The organism is Pseudoalteromonas sp. SM9913 (assembly GCF_000184065.1).
Taxonomy (GTDB): Bacteria; Pseudomonadota; Gammaproteobacteria; order Enterobacterales; family Alteromonadaceae; genus Pseudoalteromonas; species Pseudoalteromonas tetraodonis.
The window spans coordinates 2,547,718-2,572,516 of record NC_014803.1 but is presented as its reverse complement, the minus strand read 5'-3'; the positions used below and the strand labels follow the sequence as shown (position 1 = coordinate 2,572,516).

Annotated in this window: 19 protein-coding genes and 1 tRNA gene; 13 read left to right on the top strand and 7 right to left on the bottom strand. The window is 40.3% G+C overall.

The genetic code is table 11. The annotated features are described in order from the left end of the window. Nucleotides 1–13: 13 nt before the first annotated feature. From guaB to rimI, 6 genes are all read left to right on the top strand, one after another. The gene (gene guaB / locus PSM_RS11795) at nucleotides 14–1,483 is read left to right on the top strand and encodes an IMP dehydrogenase (RefSeq protein WP_008110278.1); all 1,470 of its coding nucleotides are present in this window, start codon (nucleotides 14–16) and stop codon (nucleotides 1,481–1,483) included. Nucleotides 1,484–1,588: 105 nt separating this feature from the next. Beyond that, entirely contained in the window at nucleotides 1,589–3,166 is a 1,578-nt protein-coding gene (gene guaA / locus PSM_RS11790) for a glutamine-hydrolyzing GMP synthase (RefSeq protein WP_010387703.1), read from the top strand. Nucleotides 3,167–3,628: 462 nt separating this feature from the next. Further along, entirely contained in the window at nucleotides 3,629–5,227 is a 1,599-nt protein-coding gene (locus PSM_RS11785; RefSeq protein ID WP_016899647.1) for a response regulator, read from the top strand. Between the two features lie 238 nt (nucleotides 5,228–5,465). Further along, nucleotides 5,466–5,542: transfer RNA gene (locus tag PSM_RS11780), tRNA-Trp, on the top strand. Nucleotides 5,543–5,607: 65 nt separating this feature from the next. Beyond that, on the top strand, nucleotides 5,608–5,892 hold the full coding sequence (locus tag PSM_RS11775; protein ID WP_013465701.1) for a hypothetical protein: 285 nt from the start codon (nucleotides 5,608–5,610) through the stop codon (nucleotides 5,890–5,892). After that, the gene (rimI, locus tag PSM_RS11770; RefSeq protein WP_008467686.1) at nucleotides 5,879–6,343 is read left to right on the top strand and encodes a ribosomal protein S18-alanine N-acetyltransferase; all 465 of its coding nucleotides are present in this window, start codon (nucleotides 5,879–5,881) and stop codon (nucleotides 6,341–6,343) included. Before PSM_RS11775 ends, rimI begins: the two co-directional genes overlap by 14 nt. A gap of 3 nt (nucleotides 6,344–6,346) precedes the next feature. On the opposite strand, the gene PSM_RS11765 is transcribed toward rimI, so the two are convergent. Then, nucleotides 6,347–9,004, bottom strand: coding sequence for an ATP-binding protein (locus PSM_RS11765; protein WP_013465700.1), 2,658 nt, complete (start codon nucleotides 9,002–9,004; stop codon nucleotides 6,347–6,349). 347 nt (nucleotides 9,005–9,351) lie between these two features. On the opposite strand from PSM_RS11765, the gene prfC reads away from it, so the two are divergent. From prfC to PSM_RS11745, 4 genes are all read left to right on the top strand, one after another. Then, nucleotides 9,352–10,941, top strand: coding sequence for a peptide chain release factor 3 (gene prfC / locus PSM_RS11760; RefSeq protein WP_010387708.1), 1,590 nt, complete (start codon nucleotides 9,352–9,354; stop codon nucleotides 10,939–10,941). Nucleotides 10,942–11,003: 62 nt separating this feature from the next. Then, the gene (gene argS / locus PSM_RS11755) at nucleotides 11,004–12,746 is read left to right on the top strand and encodes an arginine--tRNA ligase (RefSeq protein WP_013465699.1); all 1,743 of its coding nucleotides are present in this window, start codon (nucleotides 11,004–11,006) and stop codon (nucleotides 12,744–12,746) included. A 417-nt stretch (nucleotides 12,747–13,163) separates the two neighbouring features. Then, nucleotides 13,164–13,802: a pyridoxamine 5'-phosphate oxidase gene (gene pdxH, locus PSM_RS11750; RefSeq protein WP_013465698.1), complete on the top strand. Its 639-nt coding sequence runs from the start codon at nucleotides 13,164–13,166 to the stop codon at nucleotides 13,800–13,802. A gap of 12 nt (nucleotides 13,803–13,814) precedes the next feature. Then, on the top strand, nucleotides 13,815–14,582 hold the full coding sequence (locus PSM_RS11745) for a TatD family hydrolase (RefSeq protein WP_013465697.1): 768 nt from the start codon (nucleotides 13,815–13,817) through the stop codon (nucleotides 14,580–14,582). On the opposite strand, the gene PSM_RS11740 is transcribed toward PSM_RS11745, so the two are convergent. Further along, nucleotides 14,549–15,169 (bottom strand): AhpA/YtjB family protein, encoded by a 621-nt coding sequence (locus PSM_RS11740; RefSeq protein ID WP_013465696.1) that lies wholly within the window; start codon nucleotides 15,167–15,169, stop codon nucleotides 14,549–14,551. The genes PSM_RS11745 and PSM_RS11740 overlap by 34 nt on opposite strands. Before the next feature lie 142 nt (nucleotides 15,170–15,311). Between PSM_RS11740 and serB the strand changes: the two genes are divergently transcribed. Beyond that, nucleotides 15,312–16,337, top strand: a complete 1,026-nt coding sequence (gene serB / locus PSM_RS11735; protein ID WP_013465695.1) for a phosphoserine phosphatase SerB — start codon at nucleotides 15,312–15,314, stop codon at nucleotides 16,335–16,337. On the opposite strand, the gene PSM_RS11730 is transcribed toward serB, so the two are convergent. Beyond that, nucleotides 16,334–18,814 (bottom strand): PilZ domain-containing protein, encoded by a 2,481-nt coding sequence (locus PSM_RS11730; protein WP_013465694.1) that lies wholly within the window; start codon nucleotides 18,812–18,814, stop codon nucleotides 16,334–16,336. The two genes, serB and PSM_RS11730, sit on opposite strands and share 4 nt — an antisense overlap. Nucleotides 18,815–19,168: 354 nt before the next feature. Between PSM_RS11730 and radA the strand changes: the two genes are divergently transcribed. Continuing rightward, nucleotides 19,169–20,554, top strand: coding sequence for a DNA repair protein RadA (gene radA, locus PSM_RS11725; protein ID WP_013465693.1), 1,386 nt, complete (start codon nucleotides 19,169–19,171; stop codon nucleotides 20,552–20,554). An 85-nt stretch (nucleotides 20,555–20,639) separates the two neighbouring features. Beyond that, entirely contained in the window at nucleotides 20,640–21,572 is a 933-nt protein-coding gene (locus tag PSM_RS11720) for a hypothetical protein (RefSeq protein WP_013465692.1), read from the top strand. A 119-nt stretch (nucleotides 21,573–21,691) separates the two neighbouring features. Here the strand turns inward: PSM_RS11720 and serA are convergent, their stop codons facing one another. The 4 genes from serA to PSM_RS11700 are packed head-to-tail and all read right to left on the bottom strand — an operon-like array spanning nucleotide 21,692 to nucleotide 24,798. Beyond that, entirely contained in the window at nucleotides 21,692–22,921 is a 1,230-nt protein-coding gene (gene serA, locus PSM_RS11715) for a phosphoglycerate dehydrogenase (protein WP_013465691.1), read from the bottom strand. Nucleotides 22,922–22,930: 9 nt separating this feature from the next. Next, the gene (rpiA, locus tag PSM_RS11710) at nucleotides 22,931–23,584 is read right to left on the bottom strand and encodes a ribose-5-phosphate isomerase RpiA (protein ID WP_013465690.1); all 654 of its coding nucleotides are present in this window, start codon (nucleotides 23,582–23,584) and stop codon (nucleotides 22,931–22,933) included. A 53-nt stretch (nucleotides 23,585–23,637) separates the two neighbouring features. Beyond that, the gene (locus PSM_RS11705) at nucleotides 23,638–24,234 is read right to left on the bottom strand and encodes a 5-formyltetrahydrofolate cyclo-ligase (RefSeq protein WP_013465689.1); all 597 of its coding nucleotides are present in this window, start codon (nucleotides 24,232–24,234) and stop codon (nucleotides 23,638–23,640) included. Nucleotides 24,235–24,252: 18 nt separating this feature from the next. Next, the gene (locus PSM_RS11700) at nucleotides 24,253–24,798 is read right to left on the bottom strand and encodes a hypothetical protein (RefSeq protein ID WP_013465688.1); all 546 of its coding nucleotides are present in this window, start codon (nucleotides 24,796–24,798) and stop codon (nucleotides 24,253–24,255) included. Nucleotide 24,799 lies beyond the last annotated feature (1 nt).

The following is a 24,799-nucleotide window of genomic DNA, read 5'->3' as shown; positions in this document are numbered from 1 at the left end:
AGAAGTTGCCAAAATGCTTAGAATCGCTAAAGAAGCTCTTACCTTTGATGACGTACTTTTAGTACCTGGTCATTCTACTGTTTTGCCACATACGGCAAATATTTCAACTCGCTTAACGCGTGGTATCAAACTTAACTTGCCGCTCATTTCAGCATCTATGGATACTGTTACAGAAGCTCGTTTAGCTATTGCCCTCGCGCAGGAAGGTGGTCTTGGTTTTATTCATAAAAACATGACCATTGCAGAACAAGCGAAAAATGTTCGTAAAGTTAAAACCTATGAAGCAGGTATTGTTTCATACCCTGTTACAGTTACTGCCGATCTGACTATTGCAGATGCTGTTGAATTGTCTCAGGAAAAGGGATTCTCAGGTTTTCCGGTCACCGATAGCGAAAATAACCTTGTAGGTATTGTAACTAGTCGTGATATGCGCTTTGAAACTAAGCTTGAACAGCCGGTTTCAACAGTGATGACGAAAAAAGAAAACCTAGTAACGGTTAAAGAGGGAACGGCTCGCGAAGATATCTTAAGCTTAATGCACGAACACCGCATTGAGAAGATTCTTGTGGTTGATGATGCGTTTAAACTTAAAGGCATGATCACCGTAAAAGATTACCAAAAAGCACAAGACAAACCAGATGCATGTAAAGACGAGCAAGGCCGTTTACGTGTAGGTGCTGCGGTAGGCGTTGGCGCAGGCACTGATGAGCGAATTGCTGCATTAGTTGAAGCCGGTGTTGATGTACTACTAATCGATACTTCTCATGGTCACTCACAAGGTGTTATTGACCGTGTTGCAGCGACTCGTCAAGCTTACCCAGACTTACAAATTGTTGCGGGTAACGTAGCGACAGCCGAAGGTGCTATTGCCCTTGCAGATGCTGGTGTTGATGCTGTTAAAGTAGGTATCGGCCCAGGTTCTATTTGTACTACACGTATTGTTACTGGTTGTGGTGTACCACAAATAACAGCCATTTCAGATGCGGTTGAAGGCCTTAAAGGTCGCGATATTCCAGTGATTGCCGATGGCGGTATTCGTTTTTCTGGTGATATTGTAAAAGCATTGGTTGCGGGTGCATCGTGTGTAATGGTTGGCTCTATGCTCGCGGGTACTGAAGAAGCACCAGGTGAAGTTGAACTTTATCAAGGTCGTTACTACAAGTCTTACCGTGGTATGGGTAGCCTAGGTGCGATGGATCAAAAAGAAGGGTCATCGGATCGCTACTTCCAAAAATCAAACCAAGCTGACAAGTTAGTACCAGAAGGTATTGAAGGTCGTGTTGCTTATAAAGGGCCAATTGCAACCATTATTCACCAACAAGTGGGTGGTCTTCGCAGTGCAATGGGCTTAACCGGTTGTGCCACAATCGAAGAGCTAAACACTAAACCACAGTTTGTACGTGTAACTTCTGCTGGTATGGGTGAGTCGCATGTTCATGATGTGCAAATCACTAAAGAAGCACCGAACTACCGTTTAGGCTAATCAGCCTTTAACAACTTGAAAAAAGTGGGCTAACCTTTGTTAGCCCTAATATAGTCACACAGCTTAAGCTGGTGGCGTTTAGCACCTGACTTTACGAGATACTTCATGAGCAAAGACATTCACGATTCACGAATCCTCATTTTAGATTTTGGTTCACAATACACGCAGTTAATCGCCCGTCGCGTGCGCGAAATTGGTGTTTATTGTGAGCTTTGGGCTTGGGATGTAACCGAAGAGCAAATTCGCGAGTTTAACCCACAAGGTATTATCCTTTCTGGTGGCCCAGAATCAACCACGCTTGAAAATAGCCCGCGTGCTCCTGAGTATGTATTTAATGCAGGCGTTCCAGTACTTGGTATTTGTTACGGCATGCAAACTATGGCAACGCAGCTTGGCGGCCGTGTACATAGCTCAGATAAAAAAGAATTTGGTTACGCACAAGTTGAAAAAGTGGGTAACTGTGCATTATTTGATGCCATTGAAGATCATATTACTGATGGCGGCAATGGCGTACTAGATGTGTGGATGAGTCACGGTGATAAAGTAATGGAAATTCCAGATACGTTTAAAACCACTGCTAAAACATCTACTTGCCCGCATGCTGCAATGTCTAACGAAGAAAAGCGCTTTTACGGTGTACAATTTCACCCAGAAGTAACGCACACACATCAAGGTCAACGTTTACTAGAGCGTTTTGCTATTGATATTTGTGGTTGTGAAAAATTATGGACGCCAGCAAAAATAATTGATGACGCCATTGAGCGTATCAAAGAAACTGTAGGTGACGACGAAGTTATTTTAGGCTTATCAGGCGGTGTAGATTCATCGGTTGTGGCTATGCTTATTCACCGTGCTATTGGTGAACGACTAACCTGTGTATTTGTTGATAACGGGCTACTTCGTTTAAACGAAGGCCAACAAGTAATGGACATGTTTGGCAATAAGTTTGGTTTAAACATTGTTAAAGTAGATGCCGAAGATCAATTTTTAAATGACTTAGCAGGTAAATCAGATCCTGAAGATAAGCGTAAAGCCATTGGCCACACGTTTATTAATGTATTTGATGAGCAAGCTAAAAAGCTTAAAAACGCAAAATGGTTAGGCCAAGGTACAATTTACCCTGACGTAATCGAATCAGCAGCTTCAGCGACTGGTAAAGCACACGTAATTAAATCGCACCATAATGTGGGCGGCTTACCAGATGATATGCAAATGGGCTTAGTAGAGCCATTACGTGAGTTATTTAAGGATGAAGTACGTAAAATTGGTTTAGAGCTAGGTTTACCGTACGACATGCTTTACCGTCACCCATTCCCAGGGCCAGGTTTAGGTGTGCGTGTACTGGGTGAAATCAAAAAAGAGTACTGTGATTTACTTCGCCGCGCTGATGCTATTTTCATTGAAGAGCTTCACAAAGCAGAGCTTTACCATAAAGTAAGCCAAGCGTTTACTGTATTCTTACCGGTTAAGTCGGTAGGGGTTATGGGTGATGCACGTAAGTATGATTGGGTTGTTTCACTTCGTTGTGTAGAAACCATCGACTTTATGACTGCGCGTTGGTCACATTTACCGTATGAGTTCTTAGGTGTGGTTTCTAACCGTATCATTAACGAAATCGACGGTATCTCACGTGTTGTTTATGATATTTCAGGTAAACCACCCGCAACTATCGAGTGGGAATAATTGTATGCTGCAAGCCATTAATTTAATGGCTTGCTTTTTCTTATTGAGCTCAACTTTTTAATCACCATCCAACCACAAAAACACCCAGCTAAACACCTCTAAGCAAAACTTTATCAAAAAAGTCACGCTTGTAGCAGCGTAAAAATAACAATTTAAACTTTCATAGCATTAAATAAGCTCAGTAAACTGCGGTTATAGACATTGTAAAAAGAGCTGCTAAATTAAAAAACAGTTCTATACTATAAATAAAATCAAACAACTCAGGTATGAGAATATAATTTTGTCCCTATTTGCAGTTTAAACTCTCCCGTTGCAACTAGCTAAAAATTAATAAAAAAAATGTATTAATACAGGGTAAGAGTAAAAGCGTTTTTATTGGAGGAGGGGATTGTTAAATACCATCCTAAACCTTTGATAGTTTCTTATTAGGTCGCAATTTGATATAGGGTAATGAGGGGTTTTGTGAGAACTGATGAGTCAGCGGTAAGTAGGTTCGAAGAGCAAATGCAACTTTTCATCCTTTGGTTGTTGTGTGTGGGTGGATTGTTAACTGCAGCTAGCTTATTTATACTTGAGTTGCCGAATAATACATTGTCATTAATGATAATTGCTGTGTGGGAGTTATGTGCATTAAGCGCTATTACCTTTAAAAAAATTCGACAACGCTTGTTAACTCTATTGGCTATTTTGATTACCTTGGCTTTTCCCTTTATTATTTTGGTAAATGGTGTTGTCTCAGCTAGTTTAGCTCCGCTGTTTGTGGTGGTGTTAGTGCTCGTCCTAAAGGGCCAAACGCGTATTATCTGCATGTGTATCTTAAATATTACGCCATTAATGTTACTTGCCAATGGTGAGCCCCAAACCACGGCGATTGTGGTACGCGTTGTGTTTAGCACTATCGTTCTTTCCATCTTAATTTATTACCTTCTTAGTAGTTATCAAGCATTAGTCGATAAAACTCAATTGCAATTAGATACAAATGAACGAATATATGGAGTCATTGGACATGAGTTGCGAACACCCGCTGCAACCATAAAAATGCTAATAGATATTGAGCTTGAGCAAAACTGTTCGAAAAATATTTTAGAGCTGCAGCGGTTATCCAGTCACTTACTATGTGTGTTGGATGATATGAAAACGTCCTCTAGTAGTGCTACCTTAGCTGTGTACAAGAATAATGAAACTATATCGGTTCATGATACCGTTGAACGGGCGATTGAAGGAGTAAAGCCTTTAGCCGAAAAGTATAATTTTATTATTAACTTCTCAGCAAAAAGAGCAGTTACAGAGCATCATATAGGCTCCACTAAAGCTATCTTCCAAATTATTCAGAACTTAATTAAGAATGCGATATTACATAGTGGTGGCAGCACAGTCACTGTAATGAAATCAGCCGAATCCTTAAGCCATGATAAAACCCATTATCGTATTAATGTTATTGATGATGGTAAAGGTATTGATGTTAAATTTCGAGATAAGATGTTTAATGCATTTGAACGTGGCGATACATTGAGTGAAGGTACTGGGCTGGGGCTTAATATCTGCAAGCAAATAGCTAACACTTTGGAGGATGGAGATTTAAGTTATATTAGTAGCGAAAACGGTGGCGCTAATTTTGAGTTAGTCTTTGTTTTGCATAGTGTTGATGAGCATGATGCAGCCTCAGTAAAAGTGGATGATTTCGAATTGCTGCAAAACTTAAAAATACTGCTAGTCGAAGATACACCTATGCTGCGTATGATAGCCAGTAAGATCCTTACCCAAAATGGCGCGATAGTGACTGAAGCAGAGGATGGTATTATTGGTTTAAATCAGGCAAGCTCAGGCGATTTTAATTTAGTCATCACGGATATCATGATGCCAAATTGTGATGGCTATGAGTTAACTGTTAGACTGCGCGAGCAAGGCTTTGTTAATCCCATTATTGGCGTAACAGGTGCCACAGTTGGCAGCGAAGCTGAACGGTTAATTGCGTGTGGTGCGAATGCGGTTTTGCCTAAGCCACTAACACTTTTGAGTATTACAGAGGAGCTAAAAAAGTTAAAAGTAAATAAAGCTTAAGTGTCTACAGGCAATTACGCAATGGCAAGTTTGAAATCATAACTGCTTTAGTTTTATTCTGAGTGAGCTAAGACGCTACAAGCAATTGAGATTGAATAATATACTAGTTGTTAAAAAGTGAAAAACCATAAATTAGCATGCTAATTCGCCGTTTTGTTTATTTAAAAAGCAAACAAACCAAAAAGTTGAATTTTTACTTTACCTTTGTCAAAAGGTCTTTATAATTCATCGTCATTGCAGGGGCGTAGTTCCAATTGGTAGAACAGCGGTCTCCAAAACCGACGGTTGGGAGTTCGAATCTCTCCGCCCCTGCCATTTCTTCTTTACATCGTTTTGATTACTTCATATATTATTCAACTTACTAATTCCATCGAGTCGTTATGCATTCACGTTACGCATCTGTTTTTGGTATAGAAAAGCTTGAACTTAATCAACACTTTCGCCCAGCTCCGTTAGAGCAGTCAGCTAATTCATCGTTAATACTCAGTGATACGTTAAAAGATGATATTGAGCGAGCGTTTGCGCCTGTAATAATTAACAAGATTGTTAAATCATCAACTATTGAGTTTAATGAGCAACAATTAGGTTTGCCTGATTCTTCCCTGTCCAGTGCACAAAAACGTGTGTTATGGGCATTAATGAGTGAACACCTTGATACACTTTAAATCGGTTACCGATGAGAATATCAATGAGCTTATGGCCATTGAAACCAGCTGCCACACACATCCTTGGACATTAAAAACAATGCAATCATGTTTGCAGGGACGTTATTTTAATTTAGCGGCGTTCGATGAAGAGCAAATGATAGGTTTTTATATTGGTGAAAAAGCTGGACCCGATTTTACTCTAATGGATATTTGTGTCGCCCCAAGCTTTCAGGGACAAGGATTTGCTCAGCAGTTATTAACTCAGTTTATAGCGTATGGTGAGCAACACAGCGCCGAAAACTTATTTTTAGAAGTACGCGAATCTAATACACGGGCTATTGCTTTGTATGAACGAGCAGGCTTTATTGAAATGTCAGTGCGTAAAAATTATTACCCCAGTGACGCTCCCAATAAAAACGGCTTTGAAGACGCGATTTTAATGGGCATGGCACTGGGTTTAAATTTTTAACGATTACTTATTAGCGATGGCTTGCTCTATTGAGGCAATAAGTTCTGCAACGTGTTTTTCTCTTTGTGGCATATCATTGCCTTTTAAGCTTTGTTCAACCGCTGAGGCGCTTTGGTAAATTTCATCAAAGTTAAAACAGCCAGCGCTGCCTTTAATACTATGGGCAAGGGCGCGTAATGTCTCACAGTCACGGCTGTTATATAGTGCTTTTATCTGTTGTAAATAATCAGGTAAGCTTGCTAAGTAATTAGCATTTATTTGCTGAAACTTTTCACTCTTCAATAAGCTATCCCACTTGTTTTGGTTATCACGTTCAAGGTGTAAATAGCTGACTAATACATTTTCTAGTGCGTCTTTGTCAATGGGTTTACCCAGCGCTTTATCACAGCCTGCTTCAAGGTAAGTATCAATATCATGATTCATTACATTCGCGGTCAGGGCGATAATTGGGCCATCATAGGCCGCATCTCTGAGCATTTTAGTTGCTTCTAATCCACCCATAACCGGCATTTGCATATCCATGATTATAAGCTGGTAGTCGTTTACCAGCGCCATTTCTACCGCTTGTGCACCATTGTTGGCTATATCGGGCTCTAATCCCCATGTTTGTAATAGTAATTTAATCAGTAACTGATTATCGGGGTTATCTTCTGCTACCAAAATATGCGCATCAAAGCTGTTGCTTGCAAAAGATAGCTGCGGATCCTTTTCTGGTGTTAGTTGAGAATGCTCGGTTAATAATAAATTGCCGCCAAGGCTATTATGCAAATGGCAATCTATATCGATGGTAAAGCAACTACCCACACCCACCTCACTGGTTACACTTACATCACCACCTAGTAACTGAGCTAAGTTTTTTGAAATACACAGCCCTAATCCCGTACCACCAAACCGACGTGTAGTTGTAGCATCGGCTTGCTCAAATGGCGTAAATAATCGTTTTATTTGGTTTGACGACATACCAATGCCGGTATCTTCAATAACAAAGGTAAGCGTTTTTGGTGCTTGGTATTTAGCGGTTATTGTAACCTGACCTTGCTCAGTGAATTTAACCGCATTACTGGCAATATTAATCAGTATTTGTTTTAAGCGAGTAATATCACTATTAATAGTATGCGGTAGCGGAAGTGCATAATTAATTGTAAATGACAGCTGCTTCTCTTGTGCTAGAGGTTTAATGATTGATTCAACATCATGAATAAGTTGCACAACATTTAATGGTGTTTGCTCAACAGCGAGTTTTTCGGCTTCAATTTTTGATAGATCAAGAATGTTATTAATAAGCTCTAATAAGTGCTTTGAATTACGTAAAATAGTGCCTAGATGGTGCTTGTCATTGGTTGGTTTATCGCTATGCAGTAGTTGCTCGGTAAACCCCATAATGGCGGTGAGCGGGGTGCGAATTTCATGGCTCATGTTTGCTAAAAACCGGCTCTTAAGCTGGTTTGCTTGTTCTGCTTGGGCTATGGCGGTTTCAAGCTTGCTATTCATTGATTCAAGTGCCTTAGTACGGCTCTCTACTTTGTCTTCTAAGTGATGCTTATATTCTTCTAGTTGCTGTTGATAATGCTTAATTTGGTTAATCATGTGATTAAAGTCGTTAAACAGTATGCCTACCTCATCGGTTGTATAAGCAGGCAGTGTGACTGAAAGGTCGCCATCACCAACGCGATGACTTGCTTCACCTAGTAATTCAATTGGGTTAAGCAGTAAATTGCGCACCACAATAAAAATTAAGATCGGTAGGGTGATCACAGAAATAATTACAATTAGCCCAGTGATCACACTAATTGCTTTACCTGATTGATACAGTACCGCTTTAGGAATGGTCGACACATAATAGTAGCCGCCACTCATTTGGGCTGCAAAAATCAATCGTTCTATTTTATCAACGCTCGAAAGCTCAATGGTTGATAAGCTGCCAATATCAGCTAGGTCATTAATTTTATTAAGTTCATACTCACTAAAATAGTGGCCACGCATTTTGTAATCAGAGCTAAATAAAATTTTACCATCATTGGCGAGCAGTAAATTTAAGGTGTTGTTATAAGGGGCTTCTAAAATACTGGTGTTTAAAATCGAAGGTTCGACCTTAAGGACAATAAAACCAAGTTGTTGTGGGCGTTTTAAATAGTAGTCAACGCTGTATATGCGTTGCACAAAATATAAGTTGGTGGTGCCGTCTTCTTTTTGCACCATAAACTGCTGCTGGCTTAAATTACTTTGTATAACTTGATCAAAAAACGGATAAGACTTTGGCGCGACAGTTAAATTACTGGAGTAATAGGCATCACTTTCACCGGTTTTTGAGACTAAATTAATACTAATAATATCAGGGTAGGCTTCACTGTAACTGGCAAATACGTCCATTAACGCGCCAAGGCGATATGTATAGCTGGCGTCTTCAAATAAATCTTTAGCTAAAAAGTCACTTAGTACCGGTGAAGCAGAGAGTAACTTAGCCGTTGCATGAAAAGAATCGATATAGTTGAATACTTTTTGCTGTTGTTGTTCTACAAAGCGACTCATAATCAAGTCGGCCTGCTTTTGCGTAGAGTTGGTCACATTAGTGAGCGTAAAGCCCCCTAAAAATAACAATGGCAGTATAACCAGTGGAGTTATATACCATAATAATCGAATACTTAGCTTACTGGTTTTCATTACCCAACATCAAATCCTCCATGTAATCGACCAATAATATGATTTACAGCCCTATTACTCAAGCTTGGTGTTAAGTTAGTGGGCAATTTATAGCGTTATTGTTAATAATCGCTGAAAACACCAAACTTAAAAAAGATCCGTTAATAACCAACCATTGATTGTTTATAAAGCCAAGATCAGCGAAAATAGTCTTTAATTACGATTAACTTAACGGATAGCGTCACAAGAGCTAATTTGGGTTCTTGTTGGAGTATGTTGAGCTTTAGAGGTTAACTTATTTTTAGCCTTGAAAGCTCAGCATACTAAAATACAAATACATCCGTATATCAACTAAAAGAACCTTTTTAATGGCAGACCAAAATCTCCTTAGCGAAATTAATAAACGCCGTACCTTTGCGATCATCTCGCATCCGGATGCGGGTAAAACCACTATCACTGAAAAAGTATTGTTGTTCGGACAAGCAATTCAAAAAGCTGGAACGGTAAAAGGCCGTGGCTCTAATCAGCATGCTAAGTCTGATTGGATGGAAATGGAAAAAGAGCGTGGTATTTCTGTGACTACCTCTGTAATGCAATTTCCTTATAACAATGCGTTAGTTAATTTACTTGATACCCCAGGACACGAAGACTTCTCTGAAGATACATACCGAACTTTAACCGCGGTAGATTCGTGTTTAATGGTAATTGATGCTGCTAAAGGTGTAGAAGAACGTACCCGTAAGCTAATGGAAGTAACACGCCTGCGTACCACGCCTATTGTTACCTTTATGAATAAATGTGACCGTGATATTCGCGACCCAATGGAACTACTTGACGAAGTAGAAACAGAGCTAAATATTGCCTGTGCACCTGTTACTTGGCCAATTGGCTGTGGTAAAGAGTTTAAAGGTGTTTACCATATCCATAACGAAGAGACCATTTTATATAAAACAGGTCAAGGTCACACTATTCAAGAAGTACGCAGCATTAAAGGGCTCGATAACCCTGAGCTTGACCAAGCCATTGGTGATGAACTTGCAGCGCAGTTACGTGACGAGTTAGAGCTGGTTATTGGTGCATCACACGAATTTGATTTAGATCTATTCTTAGCGGGTGAGTTATCGCCTGTGTATTTTGGTACCGCACTTGGTAACTTTGGTGTAGATCATGTTTTAGATGGGTTAACTCAGTGGGCGCCAACCCCATTACCACGTGAGACAGAAGACCGCCAAGTTGTAGCCACAGAAGAAAACTTCACTGGATTTGTATTTAAAATTCAGGCCAACATGGATCCAAAACACCGTGACCGTATTGCCTTTATGCGTATTGTGTCGGGTAAATATAGCCAAGGCATGAAAATGAATCATGTGCGTATCGGTAAACAAGTCAGTATTTCTGATGCGGTAACCTTTATGGCGGGCGATCGTGAGCGTGCGGCTGATGCTTACGCTGGTGATATTATTGGTTTACATAACCACGGTACGATTCAAATTGGTGATACCTTTACCCAAGGCGAAAAAATTAAGTTTAGCGGTATTCCAAACTTCGCCCCTGAATTGTTCCGCCGTATTCGTCTGCGCGATCCATTAAAACAAAAACAGTTATTAAAAGGATTGGTACAGCTTTCAGAAGAGGGCGCAGTACAAGTATTCAGACCATTAATTAATAATGACTTAATTGTAGGTGCGGTAGGTGTGTTGCAGTTTGACGTGGTTGTAGCGCGTTTAAAAGCCGAATATAACGTTGATGCAATTTACGAAAGCGTTAATGTAAATACAGCCCGCTGGGTTAGCTGTGATGATGTTAAAAAGTTTGAAGAGTTTAAGCGTAAGTGCGAAAGCAACTTAGCACTTGATGGTGGCGATAATTTAACTTACATCGCGCCGAGTCGTGTAAATCTTAACTTGTCGACAGAGCGTTACCCTGAAGTGACATTTAATCACACGCGTGAAAACTAGCACTTAGCCTCTAGAATTAACACAAAGCCTGCTTTGGCGGGCTTATAAAGGTAAATAATATTATGAATATTCGTACTATTTTAGTAGAAAAAGCCATTGCCGCTATGACCGCCGCAGGCCTACCAGAAGATACTAACCCCGCGGTTACCCAAAGCACTCGCCCACAGTTTGGTGATTACCAAATTAATGGCGCGATGGGCGCAGCTAAAAAAATGAAAAGTAACCCGCGTGAATTGGCGCAAAAAATTATTGATCAGTTAGATGTAAGCGACATTGCCGAAAAAACGGAAATTGCTGGCCCTGGTTTTATTAATATTCACTTAAAGCCGGAGTTTTTAGCTCAAAGCGTACAAGCTGCTAATAACCACGCAAAACTTGCCGTAAATGAGCACACCAAACCACAAAAAGTAGTGGTTGATTACTCATCGCCTAACCTTGCAAAAGAAATGCACGTAGGTCACTTACGCTCAACTATTATTGGTGATGCCGTAGTACGAGCGCTTGAATTTAGAGGCGATACCGTTGTTCGTCAAAATCACATGGGTGATTGGGGCACACAGTTTGGTATGCTGATTGCGCATTTAGAAGATCAAATTAACCAAGGTGTTGATTTAGATACTGTTGCGCTTGCTGATTTAGAAACCTTTTACCGCGATGCGAAAAAGCGTTTTGACGACGAAGAAGGCTTTGCCGATAAAGCGCGTAACTACGTAGTTAAACTGCAAGGTGGCGACGCACACTGTGAAAAACTGTGGAAACTATTTATTGCCACTTCAGTTAAGCATTCTGAAGAAGTATACAAGCGTTTAAATGTAACACTGACACCTGCCGACATTATGGCTGAAAGTGCTTATAACAGTGAACTTAACGATATTATTAGCTTATTAAAAGATAAAAATATCGCAGTAGAGTCGCAAGGCGCACAAGTGGTATTTTTAGATGAGCTGGCAAATAAAGACGGTGAGCCTTCAGCGTTTATCGTGCAAAAATCAGGTGGCGGCTTCTTATATGCAACCACTGATTTAGCGGCGTGTGATTACCGTTCAAACAAGCTAGGCGCTGAGCGTATTTTGATATTTGTTGATGCGCGCCAGAGCCTTCACTTTAATCAAGTAGAGCTTACTGCGCGTAAAGCCGGTTTGTTACGTGATGAAACCAGTTACGAGTTTTGCCCATTTGGCACCATGATGGGCGCTGATGGCAAACCATTTAAAACCCGTACAGGCGGTACGGTTAAATTAGCTGATTTACTTGAAGAGTCAATTACTCGTGCAGCAGCCAAACTCGCTGAACGTGAATCAGATTTATCTGACGAAGATCGTAGTGAAATTGCCCGTAAAGTAGGTATTGGCGCGGTTAAATACGCTGACCTTTCTAAACACCGTACCAGCGATTACATATTCAACTGGGACAGCATGCTAAGTTTTGAAGGTGCAACAGCCCCTTACTTACAATATGCGTATACGCGTGTTCGCAGTATTTTCCGTAAGTCAGGTGTTGATGCTGCAAGCTTAAAGGCTGATGTGAGCATTATTGAGCCGCAAGAGAAAACCCTCGCGCTTAAATTATTGCAGTTAGAAGAAGTTCTTGATCTGATGATCAATGAAGCCACACCGCACGTATTATGTGGTTACTTATACGAACTAGCTAGCCTATACATGACATTCTACGAAGCTTGCCCTGTACTTAAAGAGGGTGTAGAGCCAAGTGTTCGTGATAGCCGTTTAGTATTGTGTAATTTAGTGGCAGATACGCTGCGCACAGGATTGGATTTACTAGGTATCGAAGTCATGGAGCAAATGTAATCACCGTCGTATTTTAATCTAATACTGCGTTGTCCACTCGACTGACCCTAATCACATACAACTACGTATGCTCATAGGGATAAGTCGAGTGTCCGCCTTATCTTAGACTAAACTACTTAGGTGAGCGTCTGCTGCGTGTAGTTCGCTTTAGCTGCGTTGGTAAAACTATTTAGCCTAAGTCACATACAAAAGTAACAAGGTACTAGGAAGAAATAGGCTTTAGGCACTAGGAAAAGTGTGACACGTATTACAGAGCGCTTATAAACTTTTGACGAACCTAGAACCTAGAACCTAGAACCTAGAACCTAGAACCTAGAACCTAGAACCTAGAACCTAGAACCTAGAACCTAGAACCTAGAACCTAGAACCTAGAACCTAGAACCTAGAACCTAGAACCTAGAACCTAGAGGGAATTTTATGAAACTCGAAGATATCCGTCGTGAATACTTGCAAGATGCGCTCAGTGAAGACAACTTGCTTGATGATCCGTTTAAGCAGTTTGAAACTTGGCTAGAGCATGCTGTTGGTAGTAACTTGCCTGATCCTACAGCAATGGTGGTCGCTACGGTCGATGAAACCGGTCAGCCTTCACAGCGTATCGTGCTGCTAAAGCATTTAGATGATAACGGTTTTGTGTTTTTTACTAATACCGGTTCACGAAAAGCACAAGAGCTTAAAGGCAATAATAAAATTTCCTTGCACTTTCCATGGCACCACATGGAACGCCAAGTGATTGTGTATGGTGAGGCGCAGCCGCTTCCAACGTCAGCCGTGGCTAAGTACTTCTTATCACGTCCAAAAGAAAGTCAATTAGCCGCTTGGGCGTCGCAACAAAGCCGCCCGGTGTCGTCGCGCAAAGTGTTAATGGAAACCTTTGCCAATATGAAAAACAAGTTTGCCAAAGGTGAAATACCACTCCCTGATTTTTGGGGCGGATATTGTGTTGTGCCGCAAAAAATCGAGTTTTGGCAAGGCGGAGCTCATCGTCTACATGATCGCTTTATGTATCAGCGTCAGGCCGATAATAGCTGGCAAATAACGCGCTTAAACCCGTAGTGGGCTAGTTTTTTGAAGTTTATAGACTCGCATTGCCATCTTGATTTTAGTGAGTTTGATGCAAACCGCGAATCACTTATTAATGCCTGTGTAGCAAAGGGCGTTAGCCAATTTATTGTGCCAGGTATTAGCTTGGCGCAATCTCAAAAATTACTCGAGTTTAAAGCAACCTACCCACAAATTAGAATAGCTGCAGGGCTGCATCCTTATTTTTTAGAGCAACACCAACAATCACATTTAGAGTCATTATTTAATTTTGCTAAGGCAAATAAAACACAGCTGGTAGCTATTGGTGAGTGCGGGCTCGATCGCAGTATTTTCAATCTTGAAAAACAAACCTTTTTGTTTGAGCAGCAAATAGCGCTTGCTAATGAGCTTGATTTACCGCTAATTGTTCATCACAGGCAAAGCCATGATTTAATTGCGCAGTCGTTTAAGCGTTATAGGCCAAAAAACGGCGGTGTGCTCCATGCTTTTTCAGGCTCAATTCAACAAGCGCACTATTATATAAAGCAGGGTTTTAAACTTGGAGTCGGTGGGGTTATAACTTACGAGCGTGCAGCTAAAACACGTGCGGTTATAGCAAAGCTTGAGCCGCAGCATTTAGTGCTTGAAACTGACTCACCTTCAATGCCGCTAAGTGGTTATCAAGGGGAGATAAATACCCCACTGCATATTCCTAACGTATTTGATGCGCTTTATGGTTTAAAACCAAATAGCGATAAATTTCAATTAGCTGAGCAGCTTTATGATTCATGCTCAGACGTTTTTTGTATATAACGATTTACTTGCCAGCGCTTTAATCCTCGGCCTAATTGCCAAGTAAAAATACAGGCAATCACTAACATAAGTAGCACTTGGCGACCTAAATCATGAAAATGATTATGGCTAGCCGATACCGCAGCACGGGTTAAATAGGTAATAGATACAAAGCCAATCGGGCGGTTGTCGTCTGAAATAACTTGCTCAACAAAAGGCGTTTTTAACTTACTAATGCCAGGCGATGAGTCAGGTAATAAGCCATACACATGATGCGATTGCCAATTATCGCTGCTCGCAAGTACCACACCTTGTTTGTCATAAATAGTGGCCGAGAGTACAAATTCATCTTTACTGATATTGTTGCATAAGGTGGTCAGTTGCTGCTTGTTTTTTTCTATCAGCGGATTTTTAGCATTCAGTGCCATAAACTGAGTGAGAGATTTAGCTGCGCTATTGGCATTATCGTAAAGCAGTTGATGACTTTGAAAGCTACTATTTATACCCACCCAGCTTAATAATACAAAGCAGCCAGCGGCCAATAGCAAACGGACTAAACGCTTTTTTTGCGAGGCTGTAAGTGGATTTTTAAGATGGTTATTTTTCATAGTCACCGTATATGCTGCTGACAGCATTTTGATTTGATGTTACAACTACACTATAACCTTAAATCCACCCTGATGGCGAATTTTGTATCTTATATCCTTATCATCAATGCGCTAAATGTCAGGAAATATAAACGGAGATCCCATGTCGAACGTGAACATGGCACAGCACAGCGCTGAGCAACCATTATCACAACTTACCCTAAATAAATGGTTCAGCTATCAAAAGGGCGTATTTGCACCTTTAAATACAATTCCAAGCAGAGAGCGAGGGCTTTTTAGTATCGCATTTGCAGGCGATTTTAGTATGGCGCATATCAATAGCATTATTGAATTTTTTGCCACTCATCAGCAAAATGTGACAGCAATGTGCCAATACCAGCCAGATTTAGGGTTATCTCCGGCATTATGTTTTTATATAGAAAATACAGAGCAGGCAATAAACCCACTTGAACTTCAAACTTTTGCAAATACCTTGACGTGTCAGTTAGTGCAAGTAACCAATCCCCCTGATTTAAAAAAACCAGGATTATTGGTAATGGATATGGATTCAACAGCCATTACTATTGAGTGCATTGATGAAATTGCGCGTTTAGCCAATGTATATGACGAGGTTGCCAGCGTGACCGCGCAGGCAATGGCAGGCAAGCTTGATTTTAGTGAGAGTTTAAACCAACGCGTTGCCAAGCTAAAAGGGATTGAAAAAAGCTTAATTGATGATCTTAAAAGTGCACTGCCTTTAATGCCGGGTATTAAAGCGTTGTGCCAAATTTTAAAGCACCACCAATGGTATTTAGCCATTGCATCAGGCGGGTTTGTGCCGTTTGCAGAGCGTGTACAAGAGTTAATTAATTTAGATGAAGTGCATGCCAATGTATTGGAATTTAAAGACGATAAACTAACAGGTAAGGTGTTAGGAGGCATTGTTGATGCTGAGCAAAAAGCGGTTGTTTTAGAATCGCTCCAACAAAAACTAGGCCTTGAAAAAACGCAAACTGTTGCCATTGGTGATGGCGCAAATGATTTAAAAATGATGGCTCAAGCAGGATTAGGCGTTGCTGTGCATGGCAAACCTAAAGTAGTTGAACAAGCCCAAGCGGCTATTTGCCAAGGCTCGTTATTACAATTGCTGTATATGTTGGCGGTTCCGCTAAATCCATCACAGGGTTAACGTAAACGGTTTAACCAAATTAGTTTTCGCCTAGACATTTGCTCAACCTGTTGTTGGTTGAGCGATAAATGTACAAGAGCTTCGTCACTTACATCAATAATATCGCCAACTCCCGATACTGACCACAAGGCATCCTCTAAGTCTTTAGCCTTGTGAATTGCGTATTGGCTAACGTATTTTAGCTCATTTGCTAAGTAGTCAGTATCGAGTCGACCAGTACGTGAAATATATAAACGCATTATAAAAACCAGCTCAGACTTCAGCCCTTTACTTACTTGCTGTTTAAACTCGCTGCAGTCGGTGCCTAAAATACACTGACTAGTAATTGCATCGGCTATATTTTCTTTTTTAGGATCGAAGTTAATCACCAAACTAAATTCTAATGGCGAGTCTTGGCGAGAGCGCTCTTTAATATTCGGGGTGATCACATCAGCAATGTGCGCTTTAGTAATAATATTTGATAAGTCTGTTTTAGTATTTAGCAGTGCAAAATTTTGTAAAATAACATGCAGAGGGCTTGGATATAAACCAAATCCCATGGCGCCAATTTCAAAGTGAGCCATTGATTTATGTAAGTATATTGGGAACTGGCAAAGTGTTTTGGTTACCATATTTCTAAGTGCTGTAGAAAGCCCAGGTACTTTAGGTGACTCCTCTGCTATTTTTAATTTTTGTTTATTGCTGTCAATTAAAAGAGTAAAAAAATCGACCCCAGTATGAGGCAATTTTTTCTCTACATGTGCTTTTAAATTAATCGTAGTTAACGATTTACTCACCGCCATCACTTCATATTGAATAAGACTTAATGAATAACTTTTGGTGATTTTTTGTAAATCAGGGAATGACAGCGACACGATATCGCCTTTTTTAAAGTTTACTTCTTGATTACACTCTAGCTGTAAACCAAAGACTGAAAAGTCCCGAGTATGGCCATGCAGTACTGAGTCACGGGTGTTAATAACGACGCTGGTTTTATAAAGGTAACGCTTATTAGATCGAAGGTTCACGTACTCTAACGGCACGGTATTTAGCTCCGGCGGTGATGCATGCTTACTGTGGCCAAATAATTTCAATTTATTGGCCAAGGCTTTATCAAATTCATACTGTTGATAATGCTGTTGTTCATGCTTATTACCTACTTGAGTAAGTAGCATTAAATATTTTACGTCTTTTATGGCGCCTTCAACACGTGGTGAAGGCGGTTTATTAAGTTTCTCAATATCTTTACCCAAAGAGTTAGGTAAAGATAAAGGAATATAAGCATCTTCAGTATGGCTTGGCATCAATTGTAATTTAAAGCAGCGCCAACTGTCTCTTCGGCTACCAAAACCAAAAAATAACGCTTTTAATTGTGCATGTTGCTCAAGCTCTGAACGAGTGGCTGAATAGTAGTAAATTTTTCCTGCAGAGACATGGGTAAAGGTATATAAATATTCCTCTTTTACAGCAACAGGTTTTAGTGCCAAGTTACGAATACGCTTATGGTTTAACACACTGTATAGGCAAGATACTTTGCGCTCATCGGTAAAGTAACGCTGAATAAACAGGCTGTTTTCTGTAGTTAAACTTAAGCTTGGATAATAAACACCGTTTTTTTGGCTTATAAAAACGTATAGCGAATTGACCCTAGGAATGTAATATTGCTCGTATCCTTTAGAAATAACTGCATCGAGGGTGTTATCTAAGTTCACTTTGTAGCGGCGTTTATTTCCGTGAATAAAGCTTTCTAAAAAATGGTCAAACGCGGTGTTGTTTTCTTTAAATGTGCGTTTTAAGCGAATATGATTAAATTCATCCGAGGTGTTTTCTATCGCAACCACTTCGTATTCAATCCCATTTTTTAACCCAAGCTCAAAATCTTGTTCAAGGCCAACTAAGTGCATAACAATAAGCTGACCTTTTTTTAAGTTATAGCGGGATGCTAACTTAATTTTACAGCCACTGAGTGAAATATCAGAAGTACTTGCTTCAATTTTTGTTTGCTCATCGTACTCAATAGTAATTTTAATTGAGTAATTCATTCGCTCTTCGCTACGACTTTCATAAGCCGCAAACTTAACTACATCGGTGGGTAGTTCGGGTAATGGTTCAATTATTTTAGCTGGGGTGGTCGTTGATTTTTGCTGTAATACACGATAATTATTTTCGGTATTCATCACCGCTTCGTACACGGCAAGGGTGTAGCCTTTATGTTGTTTTATTGATGCTTCGAATACTTCAATGGCGGTGTCATCCATAAAGTGTTGTTTACCGTTATGCTCATATGGTTTTACTTGGCCGGTTACTGAGCCACGCAGATCAATAAAGCGGTCTATCGGCTGAGATAAACGCGACATTTCCATTTTTATTAAAAACTGCTCGGGTTTGCTTAACTCGGCGGTTTTTGACTTGAAAATGAGATCAAACTTAGCATTTCCCAAATACTGTTTTAATTCATTTACAAGCGCTTCATGCTTGAGCAATACGTCTTCAGCCATTTATAAATCATCACCGTCTAATTTAAAAGTAGGTATACTGTTGCAATCATTTATTAGAGAATTAAATAAATCTAATATCGAAAAGTAGTTAAATGCGACCACGATATTATGCGTAACTATACTTTGTGTTTATTGTTATTCGTTATGAGCCAATTAATTGGCATGTTTTTATTAGCTTTTTAAAGCAAGAAGCATGCCCTAAAGCAGGTTAAATGAAACTACATCAGTATAGTGTGAGTGTGATACTAAATGCGCTATTCCACAAGGCGTTGTTGCTAAGGTAAAGCCAGCAATGGCAAAATAAGCGCTTAACAGTCAATATTTCAAAATAAAGAATAGTAGGTAAGGTTTTAAATGGCTAAAGCGGCAAAAGTAGAGTTTGTTTGTACAGAATGTGGCATGAACTATCAACGCTGGCAAGGTCAGTGTCGCTGCGGTGCGTGGAACACATTAGCAGAGTTTAAACCTTCTGCAGGGCAAAGCAAAAAAGTAGCAGCTCGTGCAAGTGTCGGTGGCTACGCCGGTGGTATTGGCGGTGGCTCTAAAAAAATTAATGAAGTAGCAACCTCAGAGGCAGAAAAACAGCTTACTGAAATTGGCGAACTTGACCGTGTACTAAGCGGCGGTGTAACCACCGGCTCGGTTAATATTATTTCTGGCGATCCGGGGGCGGGTAAAACCACGCTACTATCGGATTTAGTGGCAAGAATGTCTCAGCGCATGCCATCGCTTTATTGTACTGCTGAGGAGTCTTTGTCGCAGTTTAAAAACCGAGTAAACCGTTTAAAACTTAACTATAACGAAGATGAGCTCTATTTACTTTCTGAAACCAGTGTTGAAACCATTATTGAAGAGCTGGATAAAAACAAAATTAAGTTTGCCGTTATCGACTCTATTCAAGCCGTGGTCACCGACACCGCTAATGGTAGCCCTGGCTCACCCTCGCAAGTAAAAAGTGCCGCTCAAGCGCTAACCCAATATTGTAAGCAAAATGATGTCACTATGTTCATTATTGCTCACGTAAATAAAAATAATGAAATAGCTGGCCCGCAAACATTAGTGCATATTGTTGATGCACTGTTACATATTGATACCAACGATGGTCAAGTGCGTACGCTGCGTGCTAATAAAAATCGCTTTGGTGATATAGATACTGTGGGCATTTTTAAAATGTGTGAACGCGGTATGCTCAGTGTGGATAACCCCAGTGAAATTTTCTTATCCGGTTCAACCACTGAATCACCGGGGTCGACGATTACTTGTATTCGTAAAGGTAATCGTAATTTACTACTCGAAATTCAATGTTTAACCACTGAAACAGAAGCAGAATTTCCACAGCGAGTATGTGTTGGTTTAAATATGAACCGGATTAAAATGCTCACTGGTATTTTACGTAAACACACTAAAACTAAAATATTTCACGATACGTTTTTTAATATTGTCGGTGGTCTAAAAATTGATGAATCAGAAACCTGTATTGATTTAGCGCTTGTTACTGCACTTTTAAGTAGTTTGAACGAGTTTGTTGTACCTCGAACCACCTGTATTATGGGGGAGCTAAGTTTAAACGGTGATGTGCGTCCAATCGACAGTGGTGTACCCCGTGTTAAAGAAGCGGCGCAACATGGGTTTACTGAAATATTTATCCCATTTCGTAACTACCATAAATCGATGGAAGGGCTGGGTGCTAAAATAACGCCAGTTAAAACAGTGCATGAGCTACTGAGTTTAATTAACTAGCAAACAAAAAGTGCTTAACGATGCATGTTCTCAATGTTAGTCTTGCTTAAAGCCACTTATATAAAGAGTTTAATAAGGAAATGACATGAAAAAATTAGTGATTGCAGCCGCGATTATTGCTGCAGGTGTGGGTGGCGTAAGCTATGCAAACTATGTTGCAACACAAGAGGTACGTGCTGAGGTTGATAAACAGTTGGCCTTGGTCAGCGAACAAACAGGTGCTAGTTTTAACTACGCAGAGCTATCGGCGAGTGTTATTTCAAACAGTGTTGCCATTAGTAATATTGAAGTGACTAGCCCTGAGGGCGATAAAATTGCCACGGTTGAGCATGTTGAAGTGACAGGCTACGAAACCGATAAAATATCGCCACATACCGCTTTTACGCTAAAAAACTTTCAATTTGATAAAGCGTTTGTAGCTACACTTCCTGCAGATACAAATACACAACTTGCCTCAGCCAGTTATGATTTACACTCATCGCTAGATTACGATGAGCAATCAGGTAACAGTGATATTGTTGTTAAGCTGCATGCCAATGATATTGCCAGTATTGATATGGATATGGGATTAGCCAACTCTAAAGCGCTTATGGATGCTTCACTTGAAATCAGTAAGGCTCAGCAAGCTGCAGGTAATACACCGCTTAGTTATGAGCAAGAGCTACAACAGCAAACAATGATTATGCAAGCAATGAGTAAGCTAGAGCCACGTAATGTTAGCTTAGTTGTTAATAACCAAGGTGATCTTAAAGGCTTATTAGAAAGCGAGTTGGCAAAGCAAGGTATGACGTTAGAGCAAATGCAAACAATGCTTGATCAACAGCTTCAACAAGCACCTGTAACCGAAGAAATAGCGCAAGCATTAACTGACTTTGCTAAAGGTCTAAATTCGTTTAGTGTGTCAGCTAAACTGCCTGAAGGTAAAACCATGATGGAAGTAAATCAGCAGCTAATGATGTTAGCAGGGCAACCCGAAGAGCTGGTTAAATTTATAAATTTAGAAGTAAAAGGCAAATAATAGAATAAGTTGCCAGCTTCCAGTTTAATGTAAAAAGCCGTACTCGATTATTCAAGTACGGCTTTTATTATTTTAGCTGATAGCTGATAGCTGATAGCTGATAGCTGATAGCTGATTATTTAGTGAAGAATACGGGCTCTAATTGTGCCTTCAACAGCACTGAGTTCTTTTAGTGCTACTTCAGATTGAACGGTATCTACGTCAATAACCACGTAACCAATTGCTTCATCCGTTTGTAAGTACTGTGCGGCAATATTAATACCATGCTGAGCAAACGCTTGGTTAATTTGCGTTAACACGCCAGGGCGGTTGTGGTGCACGTGTAACAAGCGACTACGGTTGGCAAGTTCTGGTAATGATACTTCAGGGAAGTTAACTGCTGTAATAGTTGAGCCATTATCTGAGTACTTAGCGAGTTTACCTGCTACTTCAATACCAATGTTTTCCTGTGCTTCTTGAGTAGAACCCCCAATGTGCGGCGTTAAAATAACGTTGTCGAATTCACGCAGTGGCGAGATAAATTCTTCATCGTTAGATTTAGGTTCAACTGGGAATACGTCAATTGCTGCGCCGCTGAGTTTTTTCTCTGTTAGCGCTTCTGCCAGGGCGTCAATATCAACGACAGTACCACGTGAAGCGTTAATTAAAATAGAGCCTTGCTTCATTACCGCCAATTCAGCCGTGCCAATTAGGTTTTTAGTTTGCGGTGTCTCTGGAACATGTAAGCTAATAATATCAGCACGTTGCAACAGCTGTGTTAAGTTATGCACTTGTGTCGCATTACCTAAAGATAGTTTGTCTTCTATGTCGTAATACTCCACGTTCATACCAATATTTTCAGCCATAATACCCAACTGAGTACCAATGTGGCCGTAACCAATAATACCTAAGGTTTTACCGCGAGCTTCAAAAGAGCCATTGGCTGTTTTTAACCAGCCGCCACGATGGGCAGCGGCATTACGCTGTGGAATACCACGTAATAACAGCAATATTTCACCAAGCACAAGCTCAGCCACAGAGCGAGTATTTGAAAACGGGGCATTAAATACTGCAATACCGCGTTCACGTGCTGCATTTAAATCTACTTGGTTGGTACCAATACAAAAACAACCGATAGCAACTAGCTTTTCAGCTGCGTTTAATACAGATTCGTTAATATGAGTACGAGAACGAAGCCCTACAAAGTGCACATCTTTAATGCGCTCTATAAGTTCGTCCTCTGGCAACGATGTTTTAACGTAGTCGATATTGCTATAACCGTTACGTTTTAGCGTTTCAACAGCGCTTTGGTGAACACCTTCAAGCAAGAGAATTTTAATTTTGTCTTTTGCTAACGATACCTTACTCATAACCATATCCTATTTAATTTGTGGCCCATTTTTTGTGCCGATAATCACTTTATCAGCACCGCGCTCTGCAAATAGGCCGTTGGTGACTACGCCAACAATTTGATTTATTTGTGTTTCAAGCTGTTTAGCATGGGTAATTTTTAAATTATGTACATCTAAAATAACGTTGCCGTTATCGGTTACAACACCTTGGCGATACACAGGATCACCGCCAAGTTTTAATAATTCGCGGGCAACATAGCTGCGCGCCATCGGAATAACTTCAACTGGCAGCGGGAAATCCCCTAAGGTATCGACTAGTTTGGTGTCATCAACAATACACACAAACTGTTTAGCCACTGCCGCTACTATTTTTTCACGGGTGAGCGCTGCACCACCGCCTTTAATCATTTCGTTTAGAGCGTTAATTTCATCTGCGCCATCAACGTATACGTCCAGAGCATCAACATCATTTAGCTCAAATACTTCTATACCAAGTTCTTTTAAACGTGCTGTAGACGCTTCTGAACTAGATACTGCACCAACGATGGTGTCTTTTACTGTGCCTAAAGCATCAATAAAATGATTAACGGTTGAGCCTGTACCAACACCCACTATGGTGTTTTCTTTTACAAACTCCAGTGCAGCCCATGCAGCTGCTTTTTTTAATTCATCTTGTGTCATTGCTATGTGCTCATTTATGTCAAAAATAGACTGTTAGTTTACAAGATTAATTGTTACCAACAGTAGGTTTTATTGGGTGTAATAATAGTTTTAAGAGGCACATCCCACGATTCAATTGGGAGCTTATCCACTTGTTGGCATTCGTGTGCTAGGCCAATAAGTTGTGGTTGCTGCCAGTTTTCTTCGTGTAAACGTGCCAAGGTTCTATCGTAAAACCCACCCCCCATTCCAAGGCGATTACCAAATTTATCAAATGCAACAAGTGGCATAAGTAGATAATCAAGCGCTGGCAATGGGCATATTTGAGAGCAGTTCAGCTTAGGCTCCAAGATACCATAGCGGTTTGCTCTCATGGGTGAGTTTTTTTCATATCGTTGAAATAGTAAATTAGCCCCGTTGAAAGGGTGAATTACAGGTAAGTAAACATGCTGTTTGTTGAGCCATAATTCCTTAATTAACAATGATGTATCTAGCTCTCCATCATTGCTTAAATAAATAGCGATATGTTTTTTTTTAGCTGTTTTTTGGCTTTTTATATATTGAATAAAATTCAATTTAAGCGAGTGGGCCGCTATTTCTTGCTGGTTTTTTGATAGATTATTCCGTGCTTTACGAATATCGAGTCTTATTTGTGCGCGATTATTGCTCATTAAATAACTAAACCATAATTAAAAAGAGAATAAGTTCGGAAACATTAAATACACAGCAAGCACAATAAGTAATATTACAACTGTGGCAATCAGTGAATATAAAACAAGGTTACTGCGTTTTTTGGGTGTTGTAGAGAGTGGCTCATCTAGCATTAAATCGTCATCTTGCCATGGTTCGTCATTTTCATCAGGCAGTGATAACTCAACCTCGGGGAGACGTTGCTCAAGATCCTCAAGTTTCTCTTCAAGACGAATTAAGCTACTAGTAATGTAATCTAGGGCATCAAATAAGCGCTGATCTCGCTGGCTGTCGTGCGCTTTTTGAGAAGTAGCTTGTGTAGGGGCTGTTTGCTGAAGTTTGCTTTTGATCCCCAGCGTTGAAAGTAACTTAGCTTGCTTAAGGGCTTTCTCTTTGTTGCTAGGAGCAAACAGCGGCTTGCCATTAAAAAATGCCGCCACCTTTTCAGGTGAGGTTTTTAGTTTTTCTGTCAGTGCATTGGTCACTGCTTGGCTGTCTGCGCCTTCTGCAAGTCCTACAAATATAACACGAAAATTGTCGGCCATT

Excerpts from the sequence above, each read along its gene's own strand:
- guaB (WP_008110278.1), top strand. The coding sequence starts at position 14 with ATGCTTAGAATCGCTAAAGAAGCTCTTACCTTTGATGACGTACTTTTA.
- guaA (WP_010387703.1), top strand. The coding sequence starts at position 1,589 with ATGAGCAAAGACATTCACGATTCACGAATCCTCATTTTAGATTTTGGT.
- PSM_RS11775 (WP_013465701.1), top strand. The coding sequence starts at position 5,608 with ATGCATTCACGTTACGCATCTGTTTTTGGTATAGAAAAGCTTGAACTT.
- PSM_RS11765 (WP_013465700.1), bottom strand. The coding sequence starts at position 9,004 with ATGAAAACCAGTAAGCTAAGTATTCGATTATTATGGTATATAACTCCA.
- prfC (WP_010387708.1), top strand. The coding sequence starts at position 9,352 with ATGGCAGACCAAAATCTCCTTAGCGAAATTAATAAACGCCGTACCTTT.
- argS (WP_013465699.1), top strand. The coding sequence starts at position 11,004 with ATGAATATTCGTACTATTTTAGTAGAAAAAGCCATTGCCGCTATGACC.
- pdxH (WP_013465698.1), top strand. The coding sequence starts at position 13,164 with ATGAAACTCGAAGATATCCGTCGTGAATACTTGCAAGATGCGCTCAGT.
- PSM_RS11740 (WP_013465696.1), bottom strand. The coding sequence starts at position 15,169 with ATGAAAAATAACCATCTTAAAAATCCACTTACAGCCTCGCAAAAAAAG.
- serB (WP_013465695.1), top strand. The coding sequence starts at position 15,312 with ATGTCGAACGTGAACATGGCACAGCACAGCGCTGAGCAACCATTATCA.
- PSM_RS11730 (WP_013465694.1), bottom strand. The coding sequence starts at position 18,814 with ATGGCTGAAGACGTATTGCTCAAGCATGAAGCGCTTGTAAATGAATTA.
- radA (WP_013465693.1), top strand. The coding sequence starts at position 19,169 with ATGGCTAAAGCGGCAAAAGTAGAGTTTGTTTGTACAGAATGTGGCATG.
- PSM_RS11720 (WP_013465692.1), top strand. The coding sequence starts at position 20,640 with ATGAAAAAATTAGTGATTGCAGCCGCGATTATTGCTGCAGGTGTGGGT.
- serA (WP_013465691.1), bottom strand. The coding sequence starts at position 22,921 with ATGAGTAAGGTATCGTTAGCAAAAGACAAAATTAAAATTCTCTTGCTT.
- rpiA (WP_013465690.1), bottom strand. The coding sequence starts at position 23,584 with ATGACACAAGATGAATTAAAAAAAGCAGCTGCATGGGCTGCACTGGAG.
- PSM_RS11705 (WP_013465689.1), bottom strand. The coding sequence starts at position 24,234 with ATGAGCAATAATCGCGCACAAATAAGACTCGATATTCGTAAAGCACGG.
- PSM_RS11700 (WP_013465688.1), bottom strand. The coding sequence starts at position 24,798 with ATGGCCGACAATTTTCGTGTTATATTTGTAGGACTTGCAGAAGGCGCA.